Source organism: Kribbella speibonae (genome assembly GCF_004331375.1).
GTDB classification, from domain to species: domain Bacteria; phylum Actinomycetota; class Actinomycetes; order Propionibacteriales; family Kribbellaceae; genus Kribbella; species Kribbella sindirgiensis.
This window is the reverse complement of sequence record NZ_SJKC01000001.1, coordinates 2,445,082-2,462,769: the sequence shown is the minus strand read 5'-3', so window position 1 is coordinate 2,462,769 and position 17,688 is coordinate 2,445,082. Positions and strand designations below refer to the sequence as shown.

At 67.8% G+C, this 17,688-nt stretch carries 16 protein-coding genes; 9 read left to right on the top strand and 7 right to left on the bottom strand.

The features are described from left to right. Nucleotides 1–16 precede the first annotated feature (16 nt). Entirely contained in the window at nt 17–577 is a 561-nt protein-coding gene (locus tag E0H92_RS12390) for a TetR/AcrR family transcriptional regulator (RefSeq protein ID WP_131467660.1), read from the top strand. Here the strand turns inward: E0H92_RS12390 and E0H92_RS12385 are convergent. Continuing rightward, on the bottom strand, nt 574–1,215 hold the full coding sequence (locus E0H92_RS12385) for a TetR/AcrR family transcriptional regulator (protein ID WP_131467661.1): 642 nt from the start codon (nt 1,213–1,215) through the stop codon (nt 574–576). The genes E0H92_RS12390 and E0H92_RS12385 overlap by 4 nt on opposite strands. Before the next feature lie 85 nt (nt 1,216–1,300). Here E0H92_RS12385 and E0H92_RS12380 point away from each other — a divergent pair, with 85 nt between their 5' ends. After that, on the top strand, nt 1,301–2,656 hold the full coding sequence (locus E0H92_RS12380) for a DHA2 family efflux MFS transporter permease subunit (protein ID WP_131496288.1): 1,356 nt from the start codon (nt 1,301–1,303) through the stop codon (nt 2,654–2,656). A gap of 12 nt (nt 2,657–2,668) precedes the next feature. On the opposite strand, the gene E0H92_RS12375 is transcribed toward E0H92_RS12380, so the two are convergent. The 5 genes from E0H92_RS12375 to E0H92_RS12355 form a co-directional block, all read right to left on the bottom strand. Next, nucleotides 2,669–3,289, bottom strand: a complete 621-nt coding sequence (locus E0H92_RS12375; protein ID WP_131467663.1) for an antibiotic biosynthesis monooxygenase family protein — start codon at nt 3,287–3,289, stop codon at nt 2,669–2,671. A 92-nt stretch (nt 3,290–3,381) separates the two neighbouring features. Next, complete coding sequence (locus tag E0H92_RS12370) at nt 3,382–3,732, bottom strand: VOC family protein (protein WP_131467664.1); 351 nt, start codon at nt 3,730–3,732, stop codon at nt 3,382–3,384. Between the two features lie 3 nt (nt 3,733–3,735). Continuing rightward, on the bottom strand, nt 3,736–4,551 hold the full coding sequence (locus E0H92_RS12365; protein WP_131467665.1) for a MerR family transcriptional regulator: 816 nt from the start codon (nt 4,549–4,551) through the stop codon (nt 3,736–3,738). A gap of 93 nt (nt 4,552–4,644) precedes the next feature. After that, nucleotides 4,645–6,015, bottom strand: coding sequence for a chitinase (locus E0H92_RS45010; protein WP_131496287.1), 1,371 nt, complete (start codon nt 6,013–6,015; stop codon nt 4,645–4,647). Next, nucleotides 6,012–7,880 carry a ricin-type beta-trefoil lectin domain protein gene (locus E0H92_RS12355; RefSeq protein WP_131496286.1) on the bottom strand — a complete coding sequence of 623 codons (1,869 nt, stop codon included), beginning with the start codon at nt 7,878–7,880 and terminating at the stop codon, nt 6,012–6,014. The genes E0H92_RS45010 and E0H92_RS12355 overlap by 4 nt, the downstream gene beginning before the upstream one ends. 233 nt (nt 7,881–8,113) lie before the next feature. Here E0H92_RS12355 and E0H92_RS12350 point away from each other — a divergent pair, with 233 nt between their 5' ends. Further along, nucleotides 8,114–9,340: a glycoside hydrolase family 16 protein gene (locus tag E0H92_RS12350; protein WP_131467668.1), complete on the top strand. Its 1,227-nt coding sequence runs from the start codon at nt 8,114–8,116 to the stop codon at nt 9,338–9,340. On the opposite strand, the gene E0H92_RS12345 is transcribed toward E0H92_RS12350, so the two are convergent. Next, a complete protein-coding gene (locus E0H92_RS12345) occupies nt 9,337–10,512 on the bottom strand; it encodes an ROK family transcriptional regulator (protein ID WP_131467669.1) in 1,176 nt (391 codons plus the stop codon). The genes E0H92_RS12350 and E0H92_RS12345 overlap by 4 nt on opposite strands. 225 nt (nt 10,513–10,737) lie before the next feature. On the opposite strand from E0H92_RS12345, the gene E0H92_RS12340 reads away from it, so the two are divergent. The 6 genes from E0H92_RS12340 (at nt 10,738) to E0H92_RS12315 (ending at nt 17,686) form a co-directional block, all read left to right on the top strand. Continuing rightward, a complete protein-coding gene (locus tag E0H92_RS12340) occupies nt 10,738–11,754 on the top strand; it encodes a LacI family DNA-binding transcriptional regulator (RefSeq protein WP_131467670.1) in 1,017 nt (338 codons plus the stop codon). 162 nt (nt 11,755–11,916) lie between these two features. Next, nucleotides 11,917–13,608 carry an ABC transporter substrate-binding protein gene (locus tag E0H92_RS12335; RefSeq protein ID WP_131467671.1) on the top strand — a complete coding sequence of 564 codons (1,692 nt, stop codon included), beginning with the start codon at nt 11,917–11,919 and terminating at the stop codon, nt 13,606–13,608. Nucleotides 13,609–13,666: 58 nt separating this feature from the next. After that, on the top strand, nt 13,667–14,680 hold the full coding sequence (locus tag E0H92_RS12330; protein WP_131467672.1) for an ABC transporter ATP-binding protein: 1,014 nt from the start codon (nt 13,667–13,669) through the stop codon (nt 14,678–14,680). Continuing rightward, complete coding sequence (locus E0H92_RS12325) at nt 14,677–15,657, top strand: ABC transporter permease (RefSeq protein WP_131285319.1); 981 nt, start codon at nt 14,677–14,679, stop codon at nt 15,655–15,657. The genes E0H92_RS12330 and E0H92_RS12325 overlap by 4 nt, the downstream gene beginning before the upstream one ends. Nucleotides 15,658–15,659: 2 nt before the next feature. Next, the gene (locus E0H92_RS12320; RefSeq protein WP_131285321.1) at nt 15,660–16,691 is read left to right on the top strand and encodes an ABC transporter permease; all 1,032 of its coding nucleotides are present in this window, start codon (nt 15,660–15,662) and stop codon (nt 16,689–16,691) included. Next, nucleotides 16,688–17,686: an ABC transporter ATP-binding protein gene (locus E0H92_RS12315; RefSeq protein WP_131467673.1), complete on the top strand. Its 999-nt coding sequence runs from the start codon at nt 16,688–16,690 to the stop codon at nt 17,684–17,686. Before E0H92_RS12320 ends, E0H92_RS12315 begins: the two co-directional genes overlap by 4 nt. Nucleotides 17,687–17,688 lie beyond the last annotated feature (2 nt).

Here is a 17,688-nt window from a genome sequence, read left to right as displayed (position 1 = left end):
TGTTAGTATCTACCACATGAACTTGAGAGACCGCCAGCGTGCCGACACCCGGCAACGCATCCAGCGGCAGGCGCTTCGCCTGTTCACCGACCGCGGGTACGACGCGACCACGGTGAACGACGTCGCCGACGCGGCCGGCGTCTCGGCGATGACGGTCTACCGGAACTTCCCCACCAAGGAAGACCTGGTCCTGTACGACGACTTCGACCAGCTGACCGCGACCACGCTCACCGAGCTGCCCGCGACCGGATCACTCACCGACCGCATCGGCCGGACCGTCCTGACCATCCTCGACCTGGCCGCCACGAACGAGCACGACCTGCTCCTCGCACGCCTCCGGCTGATGATCTCCACACCAGCCCTCCAGGCCCGCCACCTGGACAGCCAGTACCGCCTCCAGGAAGCCTTCGTCAGCGCGATCGATCCCACTCTCGAGTACGGCGCCCGCGCAGCCGCAAGCGCCGTACTGGGCGTGACTCACACCGCCCTGCTCCGTTGGGCCGCAGACAACGGGGAACGCAGCCTGACCGACCTCTTCCAGGAGGCGTTCAGCGCGACTTTCGGCCACTCAGCCTAAGGACGGCACGCCCGCACGATCAGATCGGCGGCTTCGGCCGCGATGCGATGCCGGTCGTCCGCGCTCAGCGGCTCGGTGCCTTGCAGCGTCGCCACCCGGCCCTCGGCAACCACCAGGAACGTCAGCTGTCGAGTCACCAGCGCCGGATCCGGGACCTTGAGCAGGCCCTTGGCATCGCAAGCACGCAGGTACGCCGCGATCAGGTCGTCGCGCCCGGGCTTGGCGGTTTCGTCTCGCCACATCCGCTGCAACTCCGGATGGTGCGGCAGCTCCGCGATCGTCAGGCGGTGCAGCGCCGAGATCGAGGGCGACAGGACGCCGTCGAGGATCGACTCGCCAGCCGCGGTCAGGTCGGCCAGCGGGTCCCCCGTGTCCGGCATCCCCGGGTCGGCCGCCACCTCCTGGTCCTGTCGCACCGCCTCGACCACGGCGAGGAACAGGCCCTCCTTGTCCCCGAAATGGCCGTAGACGGTCTGCTTCCCGACGCCCGCGGACGCGGCGATCGCGTCGACGCTGGTGCGCTCGTAGCCGAGCTCGAAGAACATCGCGGTCGCGGCCGCGAGGATCGCCGACCGCTTGGCCGGCGACTTCTTCCGTACCGGCGGCCGTCCTGGGCCGACCGTGCGCTCATCCGTCATACAGCCACCTTACTTGACTAGACGGTTCAGTCTAATTAGCCTCAAACAAGACTGAACCGTCAAGTCTAATTAGGAGGCTTCGCCCATGCCCGTCACCGAGACCCGGCTGGAACCCCGGCTGATCCGCCTCGCGCTGGTGCTGTCGATCGGGTCTGCGGCCACGCTGCTCGACACCACCATCGTCAGCGTCGCGATCGACCGCCTGACCCGCGAGTTCGGCTCGCCACTCGCCACGATCCAATGGGTCACCACGGCGTACCTGCTCGCGCTGACCGCGATGCTCCCGCTGACCGGCTGGGCCGTCGCGCGGTTCGGCACGCGCTGGGTGTGGCGGTTCTGCCTCACCGGTTTCCTGCTCGGTTCGGTCCTGTGCGCGGTTGCGTGGTCGGCCGGTGCGCTGATCGTGTTCCGGGTGATCCAGGGGCTGGGCGGTGGGATGTTGCTCCCGCTGCTCCGCATCGTGCTGGCCGAGCAGGCGGGTCAGGACAAGCTCGGCCGGGTGATGAGCTTCGTCATCGTCCCGACCCAGCTCGCTCCGGTCGTCGGGCCGGTGCTCGGCGGCCTGATCATCGGCGCGTTCGACTGGCGATGGGCGTTCCTGGTCAACGTTCCGGTCATCGTGGCCGCACTCGCCCTCTCCCGCGGACTCGTCACCGGCGGCCCGGCCGAGACCCGGCAACCGCTCGACCTCCGCGGCCTGGCGCTCCTCTCCCCCGGACTCGCGATCCTCGTCTACGGCCTGACGTCGTACGGCGAGATCGGTCGCCTTTCCACGGTTGCGACGACCGGGCTGATCGCGGGGATCGTCCTGCTGCTCGGGTACGGCGTCCACGCGCTGCGGACGGTGACGCCGTTGCTCGATCTCCGGCTGTTCCGGGACCGGTCGTTCAGCGCCTGCGCGGCGCTCGTGTTCATCTTCGGAGGCTCGCTCTTCGGTGCGATGTTCCTGCTGCCGCTGTACTACCAGCAGATCCGCGCGGCGACCCCGCTCGAGGCGGGTCTGCTGCTGGCGCCGCAGGGCATCGGCGCGATGATCGGGACCGTCTTCGTCGGCCGAATCCTCGACCGCACCGGCGCGACCCGGACCATCATGCTCGCCGGTCTTGCCCTCGCGGTGGCCGGCACAGTCCCGTTCGCGATCGCCGGATCAGGTACGCCGGTCGCGGTCCTCGCAGTCGCTCTAGTGGTCCGTGGCGCCGGGCTGACCGCCTCGTTGCTCCCGTCGATCACGGCGACGTACGCGACCTTGCCGAAATCGCAGTACGCCGCCGCGACGACAGGGACCCGGATCCTGCAGCAGATCGGCGGCTCGCTCGGGACCGCCGTACTCGCGGTGATTCTGCAGCGCGGATCGTTCCCGGCCGCGTTCTGGACAGCGGTCGCCATCACAGCCGCCGCCGCACTCGCCGCGCTGGCGCTCCCGAATCGTTCGACAGTGTGAGACAGGGGTGAGTCAGGTCAGCTCAGGGACCCTCAGATGGGCGATGGCGAGTTCGAATTCGCCGACGTCCAGCATTTCGGCGCCGGCGTCCTTGGTGGTCGAGGCACGCATCGAGGCCGCCGCTTCCCGGCTGCCGTCCAGCGTCTCCTGGCTGTCGTAGGTGACCGACGAGACCGCCCGGCCGGACACCCGGTCGACCAGCAGGCTGGCGCTGCAGAAGCCGGCCAGATCCTCCAGTCTCGGCAGTGAGGCGAGCTTGTAGACGTCGATCGCCCGGTCCAGGTTCGCGGGGTCGACCTTCACCCAGGTCGCCCGGACACACGCACCGGCCGTCGACCGGTGATCACGGTGCAGTACGGCGATCTCCCACTCCTGCACCATCGGACTGCCGCCGAGCTCCGCGGCGATCCTGTCCCGGATCGGCTGCAGCGCTTCGTTCGTGGCCCGCATCGCCTCCTCGGACTGCCAGGCACTGGTCGTGATACAGCGGCCGGACTCCCGGTCGACCAGCATGGACAGGCCGATACAGCCGTCCATCCCGGTCAGCATGGGCATCACCTCGTCGCGCACCCGCGCGACGCCGGCGTCGATCGACGCCGGGGCGGCATTGATCGTGGTGGAACGCGCGTACACGATCCACCCCCTTACGCTCAGGGCAGCGCCCGGGCGGCGCCGCCGGACACTTCTCACCCTCCTCCCGCAAGAGAACCCTGACAAGGGCGCGCTCAGCTGTGCTCGGCGACGTCGAAGACGTTGCCCTCGGGGTCCGCCAGCGTGATCCAGTGGGTGCCGTACTCGTTGTGCTCGTCGACACGCTTGGCGCCCAGGCCCACGAGCCGGTCGACCTCGGCGGCCCAGTCGGTGGCGGCCAGGTCGACGTGCAGGCGGTTCTTGCCGTTGCGCGGCTCCGGGACCTGCAGGAACATCAGCGTCGGCGCGTCCGCGGTCCGATTCACGGTCGCGAAGAACTCGTTGCCGTCAGCATCGACGTCGGACGACAGCACTCCGGCCCAGAAGGTCGCGAGGGACTGGGCGTCCGCGCAGTCGAAGACGATGCTCTCGAGGGAGATGGACATGATTCAGCCTTTCAGCACGGGGATCTGCCGGATCGGCCAGCAGACCTCGGTTCGGTAGTCGGCCGGATCGGGGACGTCCCCCGGGCCGATCGGGTACAGCTCACGGATCGGGCCCGGCGCCACCTCGCAGTACTCCGCGACGTGACTGCCGAGCGCGCCGTACGTACGGTCGAAGTCGGTCATCGGGCCGGCGTGCACGGCGATCGCGAAGAACCCGCCGGGCAGGTCGACGAGCTCGACCCCGTCGGCCGGCGGCTGGTCCGGGGCGACCGGGAGGAAGGTGACCACCTCGCCGGCGTCGTCGGTGAAGAACTCGTCGCTGTACGTCGCGCCCGAGGTGGCGCGGATGTCACCGGCGACGGCGTCGAGCTTCCCGAAGGCGTACTCGCACCACGGGCCGATCTCGTCGCGGATGACGTGCCCGGTCACGCCGTACGCGCGGAACGGCGGGATGAACCGGTACTGCACGTCGAGCACCGGGCGGCCGGGGGTCAGGAGTTCACGCAGCGAGGTGACGACGTCACGCGTATGGGCCAACTCCTGCTCCATCCGCTCGAGATGCGCGCGGAGCGTCTCTTCGCGGGCCGTACCGTCGGATGCCTCGACCACCGCGCGGACATCCGGGAGTGGCATCCGCAGTTCGCGGAGCCGCCGGATGAGCAAGGCGGTGTCGACCTGGTCGGTGCCGTAGCGCCGGTAGCCCGACGAGGCGTCGATCGCGACCGGGGCGAGCAGGCCGATGTCGTGGTAGTGGTGCAGGGTTTTCACACTCAGATGCGTCAGGCGGGAGAACTCCCCCACCGTCACCGTCGCCGTCATGTCCCCAAGCTTCCACCCTCCGGTAACCGGAGAGTCAAACGGCACCTACCCACCTGAAAGATCTTCAGGTGGGTAGGTGCCGGATCGAGCACGTCAGCCGCGGTAGCGGCCTATGACCTTGGAGAAGTCCCAGGCATTCTGGGGGACCCCGGAGCAGGTGTCGGCGCCGCCGCCGGTGCAGGGGCGGTCGCGGTTGACCGACCAGAAGGTGAAGCGGGCCAGGTGGTGCTCGGACGCGTAGGACAGCATCGACTCGAAGTCCGACAGGTTGACGCGCTCACCGGCCACGTCGGTGAGGCCGTTCATCGAGGAGATGCCGATCTTCCGGTACGCCGCGTCGTCGGTCAGCCCGTACGCCGCCTTGACCCGGTTCTTCAGCCCGTCGGCCGCCTGCCGGGTCAGCGTGCCCATGTTGGTCGACCCGCCACCGAAGTCGAACGGCATGATCACCCAGCCGTCCAGGTTCAGCCCGGAGTTCGCACCCCGCTGGATCAGGTCCTGCCCGTTCCCGTCCGGCCCGGACGTCGTCGTGCCGAAGGTCAGGTACGTCGCGATCCCCGGGTTGTTCTGCTCGACGATCTTCAGCGCGTCGATCACCCGCTGCCGCACGGTCGCGTTGCTGAACTCGGTCGCCTCGATGTCCACGTCGAACGCCTTCAACGACAGCGCGTTGATCACCTTCTGGTACGCCGCCGCGAGCTCGCCTGCCGACCCGCAACTCTCGCCCAGCTTGTTACCGGACCAGCCGCCGACCGATACGACGACGTCACCGCCGTTGGACCGGATCGTGTTGATCGCCTGCTGATCGACCCCGCCGGTGAGCGGCCGGTTCCCGTCCCACTGCGGGTTGCAGTACCCGTTGGACAGGATGAACGCCATCGTGAACCACTTCACCCCGGTCGCGTTCATCACCGTCGCCGGGTTCGGCGGGCTTCCCCAGCCCTGATAGAGGTACGGCGCTGCCGCCATCGGCGCACCGCCCGCCGGCGGAGGTCCGTCGTCCGCGGCCGGCACGTTCCACTTCTGGTTCGCCGCTCCGGTACAGCTCCACAGCTGCAGCGGCGTACTGTTCGCGGAGTTGTTGCCGGTGACATCGAGACACTTGTTCGCCTGCGGGTTCACGAGATCCCGGCCTGACGTGTACGTCCATTGCTGCGCCGCGGATCCGTTGCAGGTCCACAGCTGCACCTTCGCGCCGTTGGCGACCGAACCGCCCGACACATCCAGGCATTTACCGAGGGCCCGCAACGTCCCGTCACTCGATCGGGACCACTGCTGAGCACTCGTCCCATTGCAGTCGTACAGCTGCACCGCCGTACCGTCGGCGGAGTTCGCGCCGGCGACGTCCGCGCACTTCCCCGCCAGGCCGGTGATCGTCCCGGTCGCTGCCTGCGCAGGGCTCGCTGTCAGCAACAGACCGCCAGCGAGCACCAGAGCGGCAGCGGCCGCCGTCACGCGCTTCATGAGATGGTCCACTTCTGGTTCGCGGCGCCGGTGCAGCTCCACAGCTGCAGTGGTGTGCCGTTGGCCGAGTTGTTGCCGGTGACATCAAGACACTTGTTCGCCTGTGGATTCACCAGGTCTCTCCCACTCGTGTAGGTCCATTGCTGGGCGGCGCTGCCGTTGCAGGTGTACAGCTGGACGCGAGCACCGTTCGCGACGGAGCCGGCGTTGACGTCGAGACACTTGCCGAGAGCACGGACCGTCCCGTCACCAGGACGCGACCACTGCTGGGCCGTCGTACCGTTGCAGTCGTACAGCTGCACCGCCGTACCGTCCGCGGAGTTCGCGCCGGCGACGTCCATGCACTTGCCGGCCAGCCCCGTGATCTGTCCGCCGCCACCGCCGTCGCCGCTCTGCGAGCCGGACCAGGTGAAGGTCGCCGACGTCTTGGTCGGCAGCGTGTAGACGAAGGACTGCGAGCCCCAGTTCACCCGCACCGACTGCGAGCCCCCTGTGGTGTTGTAGGCGATCAGGGCCTTGGATCCGTCCGGGTTCTTCCAGGCCACGTTCTTCACCGAGCTGTTCGCGGTCGAGTCGATCCGGAGCGCGCCCGGCTTCACGAACTTCGTCAGGTGGCCCATCGTGTAGTACTCGACGGTCTTGGTGACCTGACCGCGCTGGCTGTCGTTGCGGTGCACGGTGACGAGACCGGTGCAGACGTTGCAGCCGGCGCCGACGTACGGCAGGTGGTTCTCGTCCAGAGCGATACCCCACTTGACCCACGACTTGTCCCAGTTGCGGGTGTAGTCGACCAGGTTGTTCATGTCCTCGGCCTGCTGGTTCGCGATCCAGGTGCCGCCGGAGTGCTCGGTCATGTACGCGTTCACCGACGGGTACTGGTTGTGCACCGTCGTCTGCAGGCTCACGTCGCCTCCGTACCCGTGCCAGGCGATGCCGCCGAAGTTCGGGTGGTTGCGCAGTGCGGCGTCCGCGATCGGGACCGACCCGAGGTCGTTGTAGTTGCCCCAGTTGTAGTCGAGGATCAGCACCTTGGTGGTGAGCCCGGCGGCCTGCAGCGCAGGCATCAGGTTGTTCTTGGTGAACTCGAGCAGGCCGGAGCCGTTCCAGTTCATCGACGCGTAGCCGGTCGAGTCCGAGCCGCAGCAGGTCGGCTCGTTCTGCACCGAGATGTAGTCGATGTGGTTGCCCTGGGCCTCGTTCTGCTGCAGGTACTTCACGAAGTACTGCGCGTACGTCGGCGCGTACTCCCACTTCAGCCAGCCGCGGTGCACGAAGTCGTTGTTGTCCTTCATCCAGGCCGGCGCGCTCCACGGCGAACCCATCACCTTCAGCGCCGGGTTGAGCGCCCGCGCCTGCTTCGTGAGCGGTACGACGTCCGCGAGGTCGTGCTGGATGCTGAAGTCGTTCAGGTCGCAGCACGTGTCGTCGTAGGAGTAGTTGAACCGGGCCAGGTCGGACGCGCCCATCGGGTTGCGGACGAAGGCCAGCCCGATCCCGTTGACCGGGTCGAACAGGTCCTTCATCACTTGGTCGCGGGTCGCGGCCGAGATCACGTTGCTGCTGTTCAGCAGCCAGGCGGAGCTGTCGGCGAACGAGGCGCCACCGCCCTCGAAGGACTGGTACGTCGTGTTCTCGTTGACCGTGACGGTCTGGTTCGCCGAGCCGCCGGCCGGGCCGAAGTTCACCGGCGTCTGCTGCTGCAGACCGCGGGTGACGTTCTGGCCGGCGGCGTCGTTGGTGGTGGTCAGCCAGATGTTGACCTGTTCACCGGCGGCCTGGGCTGGTGCGGCGGTTCCGAAGCCGAGCCCGGCGGCGGCCACGCAGAGCGCAGCGACCACAGCGGGCAGGAAGCGTTTGACACGCATGGGGCGGTTCTCCCTTGTTTTAAAGGAGTGTGGGGCGGTTCGTTGCCGGCGTCTGCCCGCGCCGCAACTGGTGGTCAGCACGAGGTAACCATCCGTGCATACCCGTGTCAACGGCAGAACCGAGACTTTTTTCAGATCTTTTATTTAGTCTCGGGCTTGACGTGGGAGCGTTCTCACGGCACGCTGCCGCCCAATCACGCCCTCATTCAGACGCCCCCGGAAATGAGGTACTCATGAAGCGTTCCCGCTTGCTCGCGTTCGTCGGGATCGGTGCCGCACTGGTCGGCACCGCCCTCCTCCAGCCCGCGGCCACCGCGCATCAGCAGGCCGACGCGGCAGCGACCGCCACGGTCTGGGAGGACAACTTCGACGGCCCGGCCGGCCAGGCCCCCGATCCCGCCAAGTGGCGGTACGACATCGGCGGCAGCGGCTGGGGCAACAACGAGATGGAGTACTACACCAACAGCACCCGCAACTCCGCGCTGGACGGCAACGGCAACCTGGTCATCACCGCCCGGCAGGAGAACGGCGGCTACCAGTGCCACTACGGCCCGTGCCAGTACACGTCGGCCCGGTTGCTCACCGCGCAGACCTTCACCCAGACGTACGGCCGGTTCGAGGCCCGCATCAAGATCCCCCGCGGGCAAGGGATCTGGCCCGCGTTCTGGATGCTCGGCGGCGGCAACTGGCCGAACGACGGCGAGATCGACATCATGGAGAACATCGGCAAGGAGCCGGCGACCGTGCACGGCACGATCCACGGGCCCGGGTACTCCGGCGCCGGCGGGATCGGTGCCGCGTACAACCATCCGAACGGCTGGTCGTTCGCCGACGACTTCCACACGTTCGCGGTCGACTGGGCCCCGGACTCGATCACCTGGTACGTCGACGGCGTGCAGTACCAGCGCCGTACGCCGGCCGACCTGAACGGCAACGCGTGGGTCTTCAACCACCCGTTCTTCATGATCCTGAACCTCGCGGTCGGCGGCTACTGGCCGGGCTACCCGGACGGTACGACGCAGTTCCCGCAGACCATGACCGTCGACTACGTCCGCGTCTCCACCCTCGGCAGCTCCGGCGGCACCGGTACGCAGATCACCGGCCTGGCCGGCAAGTGCCTCGACGTGGCCGGAGCGAACGCCGCCGACGGTACGACGGTGCAGCTCTACGACTGCAACGGGACGAACGCGCAGAAGTGGACGCGCCCCGGCGACGGAACGATCCGGGCCCTGGGCAAATGCCTCGACGTGGCGAACGCCGGAGTTGCCGACGGCACCAGGGTGCAGATCGCGACGTGCAACGGAAACGCCGCGCAGCAATGGGTCTACACGAGTGGGCACGACCTGGTGAATCCACCGGCGAACAAGTGCCTCGATGTCACCGGCAACAACTCCGCCAACGCCACGCCGACCCAGATCTGGACCTGCTCCGGCGGCGCCAACCAGAAGTGGACCGTCTAACGGACCACGCCTCCATCACGCAGTAGTCGTACTACGGGGAGGGTCGCGGCGCCGAGTGCTACGGCGTCGCGACCCAGTTCGCACAGGACGATCGACACCTGGGCGTAGGGCCGGCGGAGTGCGTGCTTCCCCACCTCCGCGCGGAGCTCGTCGAGGTGCTTCTCCCCCAGCAACAGCCCGGCCCAGCCGCCTAGCACGATGCGCTCGGGGTTGACCAGGTTGACCAGGTTCGCGAAGCCGGCCGCCAAGTAGCCGATGGTGTCGTTGACGATCGCCGTTGCCGGCTCGGTCGTCGACTCCAGCAGTTCGACGAAGGCCGTCTCCTCGTCGGCGCCGACAGTCCCGCCGGCGAGGCGGTACCGATCCAGGACGCCTTCCGCGCCGACGTACGCCTCGAGGCAGCCCAAGGCGCCGCAGCGGCACTGGCGGCCGCCGTACATGATCGTCATGTGGCCCCACTCGCCCGCGCTGCTGCGGGCGCCGCGGTAGCTGGATCCGCCGGCCACCAAGGCCGAGCCGACACCCGAGCCGACCAGGGCGACGACAGCGTCGGTCGCGCCGCGGCCCGCGCCGAACCACATCTCCGCCTGCCCGAGCATGTTCGCGCCGTTGTCCACGTGCACCGGGATATCGGTGCCTTCGGCAAGCAGCTCGGCGAGCGGGACCGCCTCCCAACCGAGTGTCTGCGCGTCGACGATCGCATTGTCCTCGACTACGCCGGCGACCGCGACACCGAGCCCGAGCACCTGCTCCGGCTGGATGCCGGAGGCAGCGATCACGGTCGAAAGCCCTTCCAGTACGTGCTTCACGACCGCTTCGGGTGACGGCGTGGCGATCGGGTGGTCGGCCCGCGCCAGCACGTTCATCGCGAGGTCGAACAGCTCCACCCGGACCCGGGTCTCCCCGACCTCGGCGCCGACGACGTACCGGAATGTTGGCGCCACCCGCAACAGGACCCGGGGCCGGCCGCCCTCGGACTCGACCGAACCGGCCTCCTCGACCACACCCTCGGCGATCAGTTCGGCGACCAGGTTGCTGACGCTCGCGGCGCTCAGCGAGGTCCGGACGGTCAGCTCCTGGCGACTCAGCGGGCCCTCGCGATAGATGCCGGTGAGGATCACCGAGCGGTTGGACCGGCGCATGTCACGCACCGTGGTCCGGCGTACTTCCATCCCTCAACCTCACGCTGCAGGGCCCCAGGTGGGCCGCTCGACCCCGAGTTCATCATGCCGTCCCACCCGACGGAAGGGGTGGCTTCTTCCAAGTCGTGAACTAAGCAGCGATTCGTTACCACTCCGTGATTGACGGCCCGTTGCGGTGTCGGCTTTGATCTACGGAACCGCTTCCGAAACCGGTTCCGTAGCGTCCGGCCCCGACCGCCCGAGGGGAGATTCAGCGTGTCCATCACGATCGCCGATGTCGCGGCCCGTGCCGGTGTCAGCAAGACGACCGTGTCACGCGTCCTCAACGGCAAGGGCGAACTGGACCTGCGCACCGCCGAGCGGGTCCGGCAGGTGATCGCCGAGCTCGGGTACGTGCCGAGTGCCCGCGCGGTCGGCCTGGCCCGCGGCCGGACCCGGATCGTCGGGATGCTGGTCCCCTCACTCACCTGGCCCTGGATGGGCGAGGTGCTGCAGGGCGCGGTCGACGTGGTCGAGAGCGAGGGCTACGGGCTGCTGCTGTTCACCTTCAACCGGGGTGAGGAATCCATGCAGCAGTTCGCGTCCCAGGTCTCGGCGCAGTCGTTCGACGGCCTGCTGGTGATCGAGCCCGAGGGCACGCTCACCTACATCGAGCAACTGCACGCGCGGGGCCTGCCCGTGGTCCTGATCGACGACCGCGACAAGCGCCCGCAGTTCCCGTCCGTCGCCACCACGAACTACGCCGGCGGCGAGTCCGCCGCCCGGCACCTGCTGGAGCTCGGCCGTCGCCGGCCACTGGTGATCACCGGCGTCGAACGCTTCGGCTGTACCCACGAACGCCTGGACGGCTTCCGCGACACCTACGCGGAGGCCGGGATCGAGCTCGACCCGAGACTCGTGTTCGAGGGCGACTTCACCCACGAGAGCGGACGCCGCGGCGTCCAGCACGCGCTCGACGAGCGACTCGAGTTCGACGCGGTCTTCGCCCACAACGACCTCTCCGCCGGCGGTGCTATCCAGGCCGTCCGGGAGACCGGGCGGAACGTGCCGAGCGACGTGTCGGTGGTCGGGTTCGACGACATTCCGTACGCCGAACACACCGAGCCCCCGCTGACCACGGTGCATCAGCCGATGCGCCAGATGGGTCAGGCCGCGGCCCGGATGCTGATGGGGTACTTCGGCGGCACACCGCTGCCGGAAACCCCGCAGGTGCTGCCGACGACCCTGATCGTCCGCAGCTCAACCGCCCCGAAAACCCGGTCCCACCAGTAGCTCCGGCGGCGGGGCAGCTGCCCCTGTCCCGCCGCCGGCGTACCCCTCGATATCGATCCGTTAAGGCGTCCGCTCTTCCCATGAGAGCGTTCTCACGCCACGATGCAGTCGCCCTTCCGGCTCAGGGAGGGGCATCCGCCAACAGATACACAGGAGGAACCGATGCGGGCACGACGTACAGTCGCGCTGGCCCTCACGGGCTTGCTCGCGGCAGCCGCTCTGGCTGCTTGTAGCAGCGGGGACGGTAATTCAGGCAGCTCCGGCAACAACGGCTCCGGCACCGCCGCGACCGTTCTGAACATCGGCATGCCGAACGGTCCGCAGACCGAGAACCACAACCCGTTCCTCGGCTCCTCCTCGGGCGCCTCGCTGGGCTACCGCTGGATGATCTTCGAGCCGCTGGTGATGATCAACGGGATCAAGCCGACCGAGCCCGGCAAGCCGTGGCTGGCGACCGAGTGGAAGTGGGACGCCAACTACACCAAGCTGTCGCTGACCGTCCGTGAGGGCGTGAAGTTCTCCGACGGCAAGCCGATGACCGCCGAGGACGTGGCGTACTCGTTCCAGATCCGCAAGGACAACGAGGGCCTCAACCAGGACGCGATCCCGTACGGCACGATCACCGCGTCCGGCAACAAGGTCGACCTGACCTTCACCCGGTCGCAGTTCACCAACCAGAACAAGATCCTGACCGTGTTCGTGATCCCGAAGCACCAGTGGTCGACGATCAAGGACCCGAGCCAGGACACCCTGAAGAGCCCGATCGGCACCGGTCCGTACACGGTGAAGTCGTTCACCCCGCAGACCACCACGCTGACGTTGCGCGACTCGTACTGGCAGGACCTCCCGAAGGTCAAGGAGCTGCGGTACACGTCGTACAACGACAACAACGCCCAGACCACCGCGCTCGCGAACGGCGCGTCGGAGTGGAGCTTCGTCTTCGTCCCGAACGTGAAGGCCGTCTACCAGGACAAGGACCCGAAGAACCACAAGCTGTGGTTCCCGGCGAACCTGGGCATCCACGGTCTGTGGATCAACACCACCCGCAAGCCGTTCGACAACCCCGCGGTGCGGCGCGCGATGAACCTGGTGATCAACCGCGACGACATCTTCATGCAGGGCGAGGCCGGGTACTTCTACCCGAAGGTCGAGTCGATGACCGGCATCCCGACCCCGGCCGGTGAGTCCTTCATCGCGCCGGAGTACAAGGACCTCAAGCACAAGGTGGACGTCGACGCGGCCAAGAAGGAGCTCACCGACGCCGGCTTCAAGCTCGAGGGCGACGTCCTCAAGGACCCGGCCGGTAAGCCGGTGACGATCACGCTGACCGACCCGGCCGGCTGGTCCGACTACATCACCGACCTGGAGATCATCAAGGACAACCTGTCCACGATCGGGATCAAGGCGACCGTCGACAAGGCCAACCAGGACGCCTGGTTCAAGAACATCGACGAGGGCAACTTCGACGCCGCGATGCACTGGACCAACGGCGGCGCGACGCCGTACGACATCTACCAGAACATCATGGACGGCAAGATCCTGAAGCCGGTCGGCAAGGGCGGCGTGAGCGGCAACTACGGGCGGTTCAACAGCCCGGAGGCGACCAAGGCGCTCGACCAGTACGCGAACGCCGCGGACGACGCGGCCCGCACCGCCGCGCTGAACACGCTGCAGAAGATCATGGTCGAGCAGATGCCGATCATCCCCACCTCGGCGTCCAACGTCGGCGGTCTCTACAGCACGAAGAACTGGGTCGGCTGGCCCGACGAGCAGAACCAGTACGGGCCGGCGCAGCCGACCCAGCAGAACGCTCTGCAGATCATCCTGAACCTGAAGCCGGCCGGCAGCCAGTAACAGCGGTGGACGGCGCCAGGCCCGGTCGGCCTGGCGCCGTCGCCTTGAGGAGAGACTGATGACGGTCACCGAGACCGAGGTTGTTCTGGAGGCCGAGGGCCTCACCAAGCATTTCCCGGTACGGCGCGGGCTCCGCGACCTGCTCACCCGCGAGCACAAGGCGGTGCACGCCGTCGACGACGTCCGGCTGACGCTCCGCCGGGGCCGGGTGACCGCGCTGGTCGGCGAGTCCGGTTCGGGCAAGTCGACCGTCGCGCGACTGCTGGCCCAGTTGTACGGGCGCACATCCGGCGAGATCCGGCTGCACGGGGAACCCATCACCGTGCACGGCGGCCGGAAGTTCCGGGCGTACGCGCGCCGCGTGCAGATGATCTTCCAGGACCCGTTCGCCTCGCTGAACCCGACGCACACCGTGCGGTACCACCTGACCCGGTCGCTGCGCATCCACGGCCGGGCCGGCGACCTGGAGGAGAACCTCCGCGATCTGCTGAACCAGGTCCAGCTCACTCCCCCGGAACGCTATCTCGACAAGTTTCCGCACGAACTGTCCGGCGGTCAGCGGCAGCGCGTGTCGATCGCCCGCGCGCTCGGCGCGGACCCGGAAGCGCTGCTCGCCGACGAACCGGTCTCGATGCTCGACGTGTCGATCCGCCTCGGCGTCCTGAACCTGCTGCGGGACCTGAAGGAACGGCTCAACCTCGCGATCCTCTACATCACCCACGACATCGCCTCGGCCCGGTACTTCGCCGACGAGACGCTGGTGATGTACGCCGGCCGCATGGTCGAAGGCGGCGACTCCGAGACCGTCACGCAGCACCCCGCGCACCCCTACACCCGGCTGCTGATCGAGAGCGCGCCGGACCCCGATCGCCTCGGCGAGCTGAGCAAGCCCGAGGACCAGGCCGGCGGCGAACCGCCGAGCCTGATCGCGCCGCCGTCCGGCTGCCGGTTCAACCCGCGCTGCGTGCACGCGATGCCCAAGTGCTCGACCGATCTCCCGCCCCGCTTCGAGCTCCCCGTCGCGGGTCATTGGGCCGCCTGCTGGCTCTACGAGGAGGGGGCGGCGAAGTGAAGTTTCTCCTGCAGCGGTTGGTGTTCTACGTCTTCACGGCGTGGGCGGCACTGACCATCAACTTCTTCATCCCGCGGATGATCCCGGGCGACCCGGTGACGTCGCTGATCAACAAGTTCCAGGGCCAGATGAGCACCGACGCGATCAACTCGCTGTACGTGCTGTTCGGCCTGGACAAGAACGCGTCGCTCTGGAGCCAGTACGTCGACTACTGGGGCCAGGTGTTCCGCGGCGACCTCGGGTTGTCGTTCACGTTCTTCCCGACCCCGGTCGCGGAGATCCTCCGGCAGAGCCTGCCGTGGACGATCGCCCTGGTCGGCATCACCACGTTCGCCAGCTTCATGATCGGTACGTCGCTGGGCGTGCTGGCGGGCTGGCGGCGCGGGTCGGTGATGGACGGACTGTTGCCGGTGACAACGTTCCTGTCGTCGATCCCGTACTTCTGGCTCGGTCTGCTGGCGATCACGCTGCTCGCCGGTCCGGACAGCTTCTTCCCGTCGTCCGGCGGTTACGAACCGGGGCTGGTGCCGTCGTGGAACGCCGAGTTCATCGGGAGCGCCGTCCAGCACAGCCTGCTGCCGGCGATCACGATCCTGATCTCGTCGGTGAGCGGCTGGATCCTCACCATGCGGAACATGATGGTGACGGTGGCCTCCGAGGACTACATCACGGTCGCGCACGCGAAGGGTCTGCCCGAGCGCCGGGTGATGGTCAGCTACGCGGCCCGGAACGCGCTGCTGCCGAACGTTTCCGGCTTCGCGCTGTCGCTCGGCTTCATCGTCGGCGGCACGCTGCTGGTGGAGATCGTCTTCTCCTACCCGGGCATCGGCTACAACCTGTTCCAGGCCGTCGGCGCGAAGGACTACCCGCTGATGCAGGGCGTCTTCCTGGTCATCACCTTGTCCGTACTCGTCGCCAACCTGCTGGCCGACGTCGCCTATCTGCTGCTCGATCCGCGTACCCGGAAGGAGGGCTGACGATGTCCGCACCAACCTCCACGATCACCGCGGTCACGCCCGAAGGACCTGAGGTCGCGGCCGCACCGGCGAAGCGCCGCCGGTTGCGATTCGTCGCGAACCCGAAGGCCGCCACCGGTCTGGTCGTGCTCGCGTTCTTCTGCCTGATCGCCATCATCGGCCCGTGGATCGCGCCGTTCGACCCGTCCGCCCGGAGCAGTGACCTGATCCAGGCGCCGTCCGGCAAGCACTGGTTCGGTACGACGCATCTCGGCCAGGACATCTTCAGCCAGGTGCTCGTCGGGACCCGCGGCGTGATGTTCGTCGGCCTGCTGGCCGGCCTGGTCGCGACCGCGTTGTCGATCCTGATCGGTGTCAGCGCGGGCTTCCTCGGCGGTGCCGCGGACGACAGCCTGTCCGCGTTGTCCAACGTTTTCCTGGTGATTCCGGCGCTCCCGCTGATCATCATCGTCGCGTCGACGATCCCGTCCGCCGGTGACCTCATGGTCGCGCTGGTGATCGGGCTGACGTCGTGGGCCTGGGGTGCCCGGGTGCTGCGGGCACAAACGCTTTCTTTGCGGCGCCGGGACTACGTCGAGGCCGCGCGGGCGACCGGTGAGAGCACCTGGCGGATCATCACGTTCGAGATCATGCCGAACCTGACCGCGATCATCGCCTCCGGTTTCGTCGGCACGGTGATCTTCGCGGTGATGTCCGAGATCACGCTGGCCTTCATCGGGATCTCGACGATCTCGGAGTGGAACTGGGGCACGATCCTGTTCTGGGCCCAATCACAGCAGGCACTGGCCCAGGGCGCGTGGTGGTGGTTCGTCCCGGCCGGGCTCGCGATCGCGATCCTCGGTACGGCGCTGTCGCTGATCAACTTCGGCATCGACGAGTTCGTCAGCCCGCGGTTGCGCAGCAGCGGTCACACGCGCATCAAGACCAAGGACGGGCACTCGGTCCGGATGCGCGTCGGCTTCACCCCCGTCCTGTCGTCGAAGCAGGCGCCGGTGACTCCCGTCGTACGCCGTGAGCAGGAGGAGGTCGCGTGAAGGCGCCGGTGCTGGAGATCAAGAACTTCCACGTCGACTACGGGCTCGGGGACGAAGCGGTGCAGGCGGTGCGGGACGTCACGCTGACGTTGCATCGCGGCGAGGTGCTCGGGCTGGCCGGCGAGAGCGGTAGCGGGAAGTCGACGCTGGCGTACGGCGTGACGCGGCTGCTGCCGCCGCCCGGCGTGATCAGCGGCGGGTCCGTGGTCTACCACCCCGCGTCGGGTGATCCGTACGACGTGATGGCGCTGACCGACGCGGAACTCCGGGCGTTCCGGTGGGCCGAGACGTCGATCGTGTTCCAGGGCGCGATGAACTCGCTGAACCCGGTGCACAAGGTCTCGACCCAGATGCTCGACGTGATCAAGGCGCACGAGCCGCAACTGTCGCCGCAGGCCCGGATCGCCCGGGCCCAGGAAATGCTCAAACTCGTCGGCATTTCCGCGGACCGGATGGACGCGTACCCGCACCAGCTGTCCGGCGGGATGCGGCAGCGGGTGATGATCGGGATGGCGCTCGTACTCGAGCCGCAGGTCGTGATCATGGACGAGCCGACCACCGCGCTGGACGTGGTGATGCAGCGGCAGATCCTCGCCCAACTGGTCGAACTGCGCGAGCGGCTCGGGTTCTCGGTGCTGTTCATCACCCACGACCTGTCGTTGCTGGTCGAGTTCTCGGACCGGATCGCGATCATGTACGGCGGCCGCATCGTCGAGGAGGCCCGCTCGAAGGACCTCTACACCGACAGCCTGCACCCCTACAGCGAAGGCCTCCTCAAGTCCTTCCCGGCCCTGCGCGGAGAACGGCGCGAGCTGTCCGGGATCCCTGGTTCGCCGCCCGATCTTCGCGGCATGCCGACGGGATGTTCGTTCCACCCGAGATGCCCGCAGGCGTTCGACCGCTGCTCGGCCGAGATCCCGGTGCTGGGGATCCCGTCGGCCCGCAACGACCCCCACCGATCTGTCGCGTGCTGGCTCCCCGGCCGCACAGCCTAGAA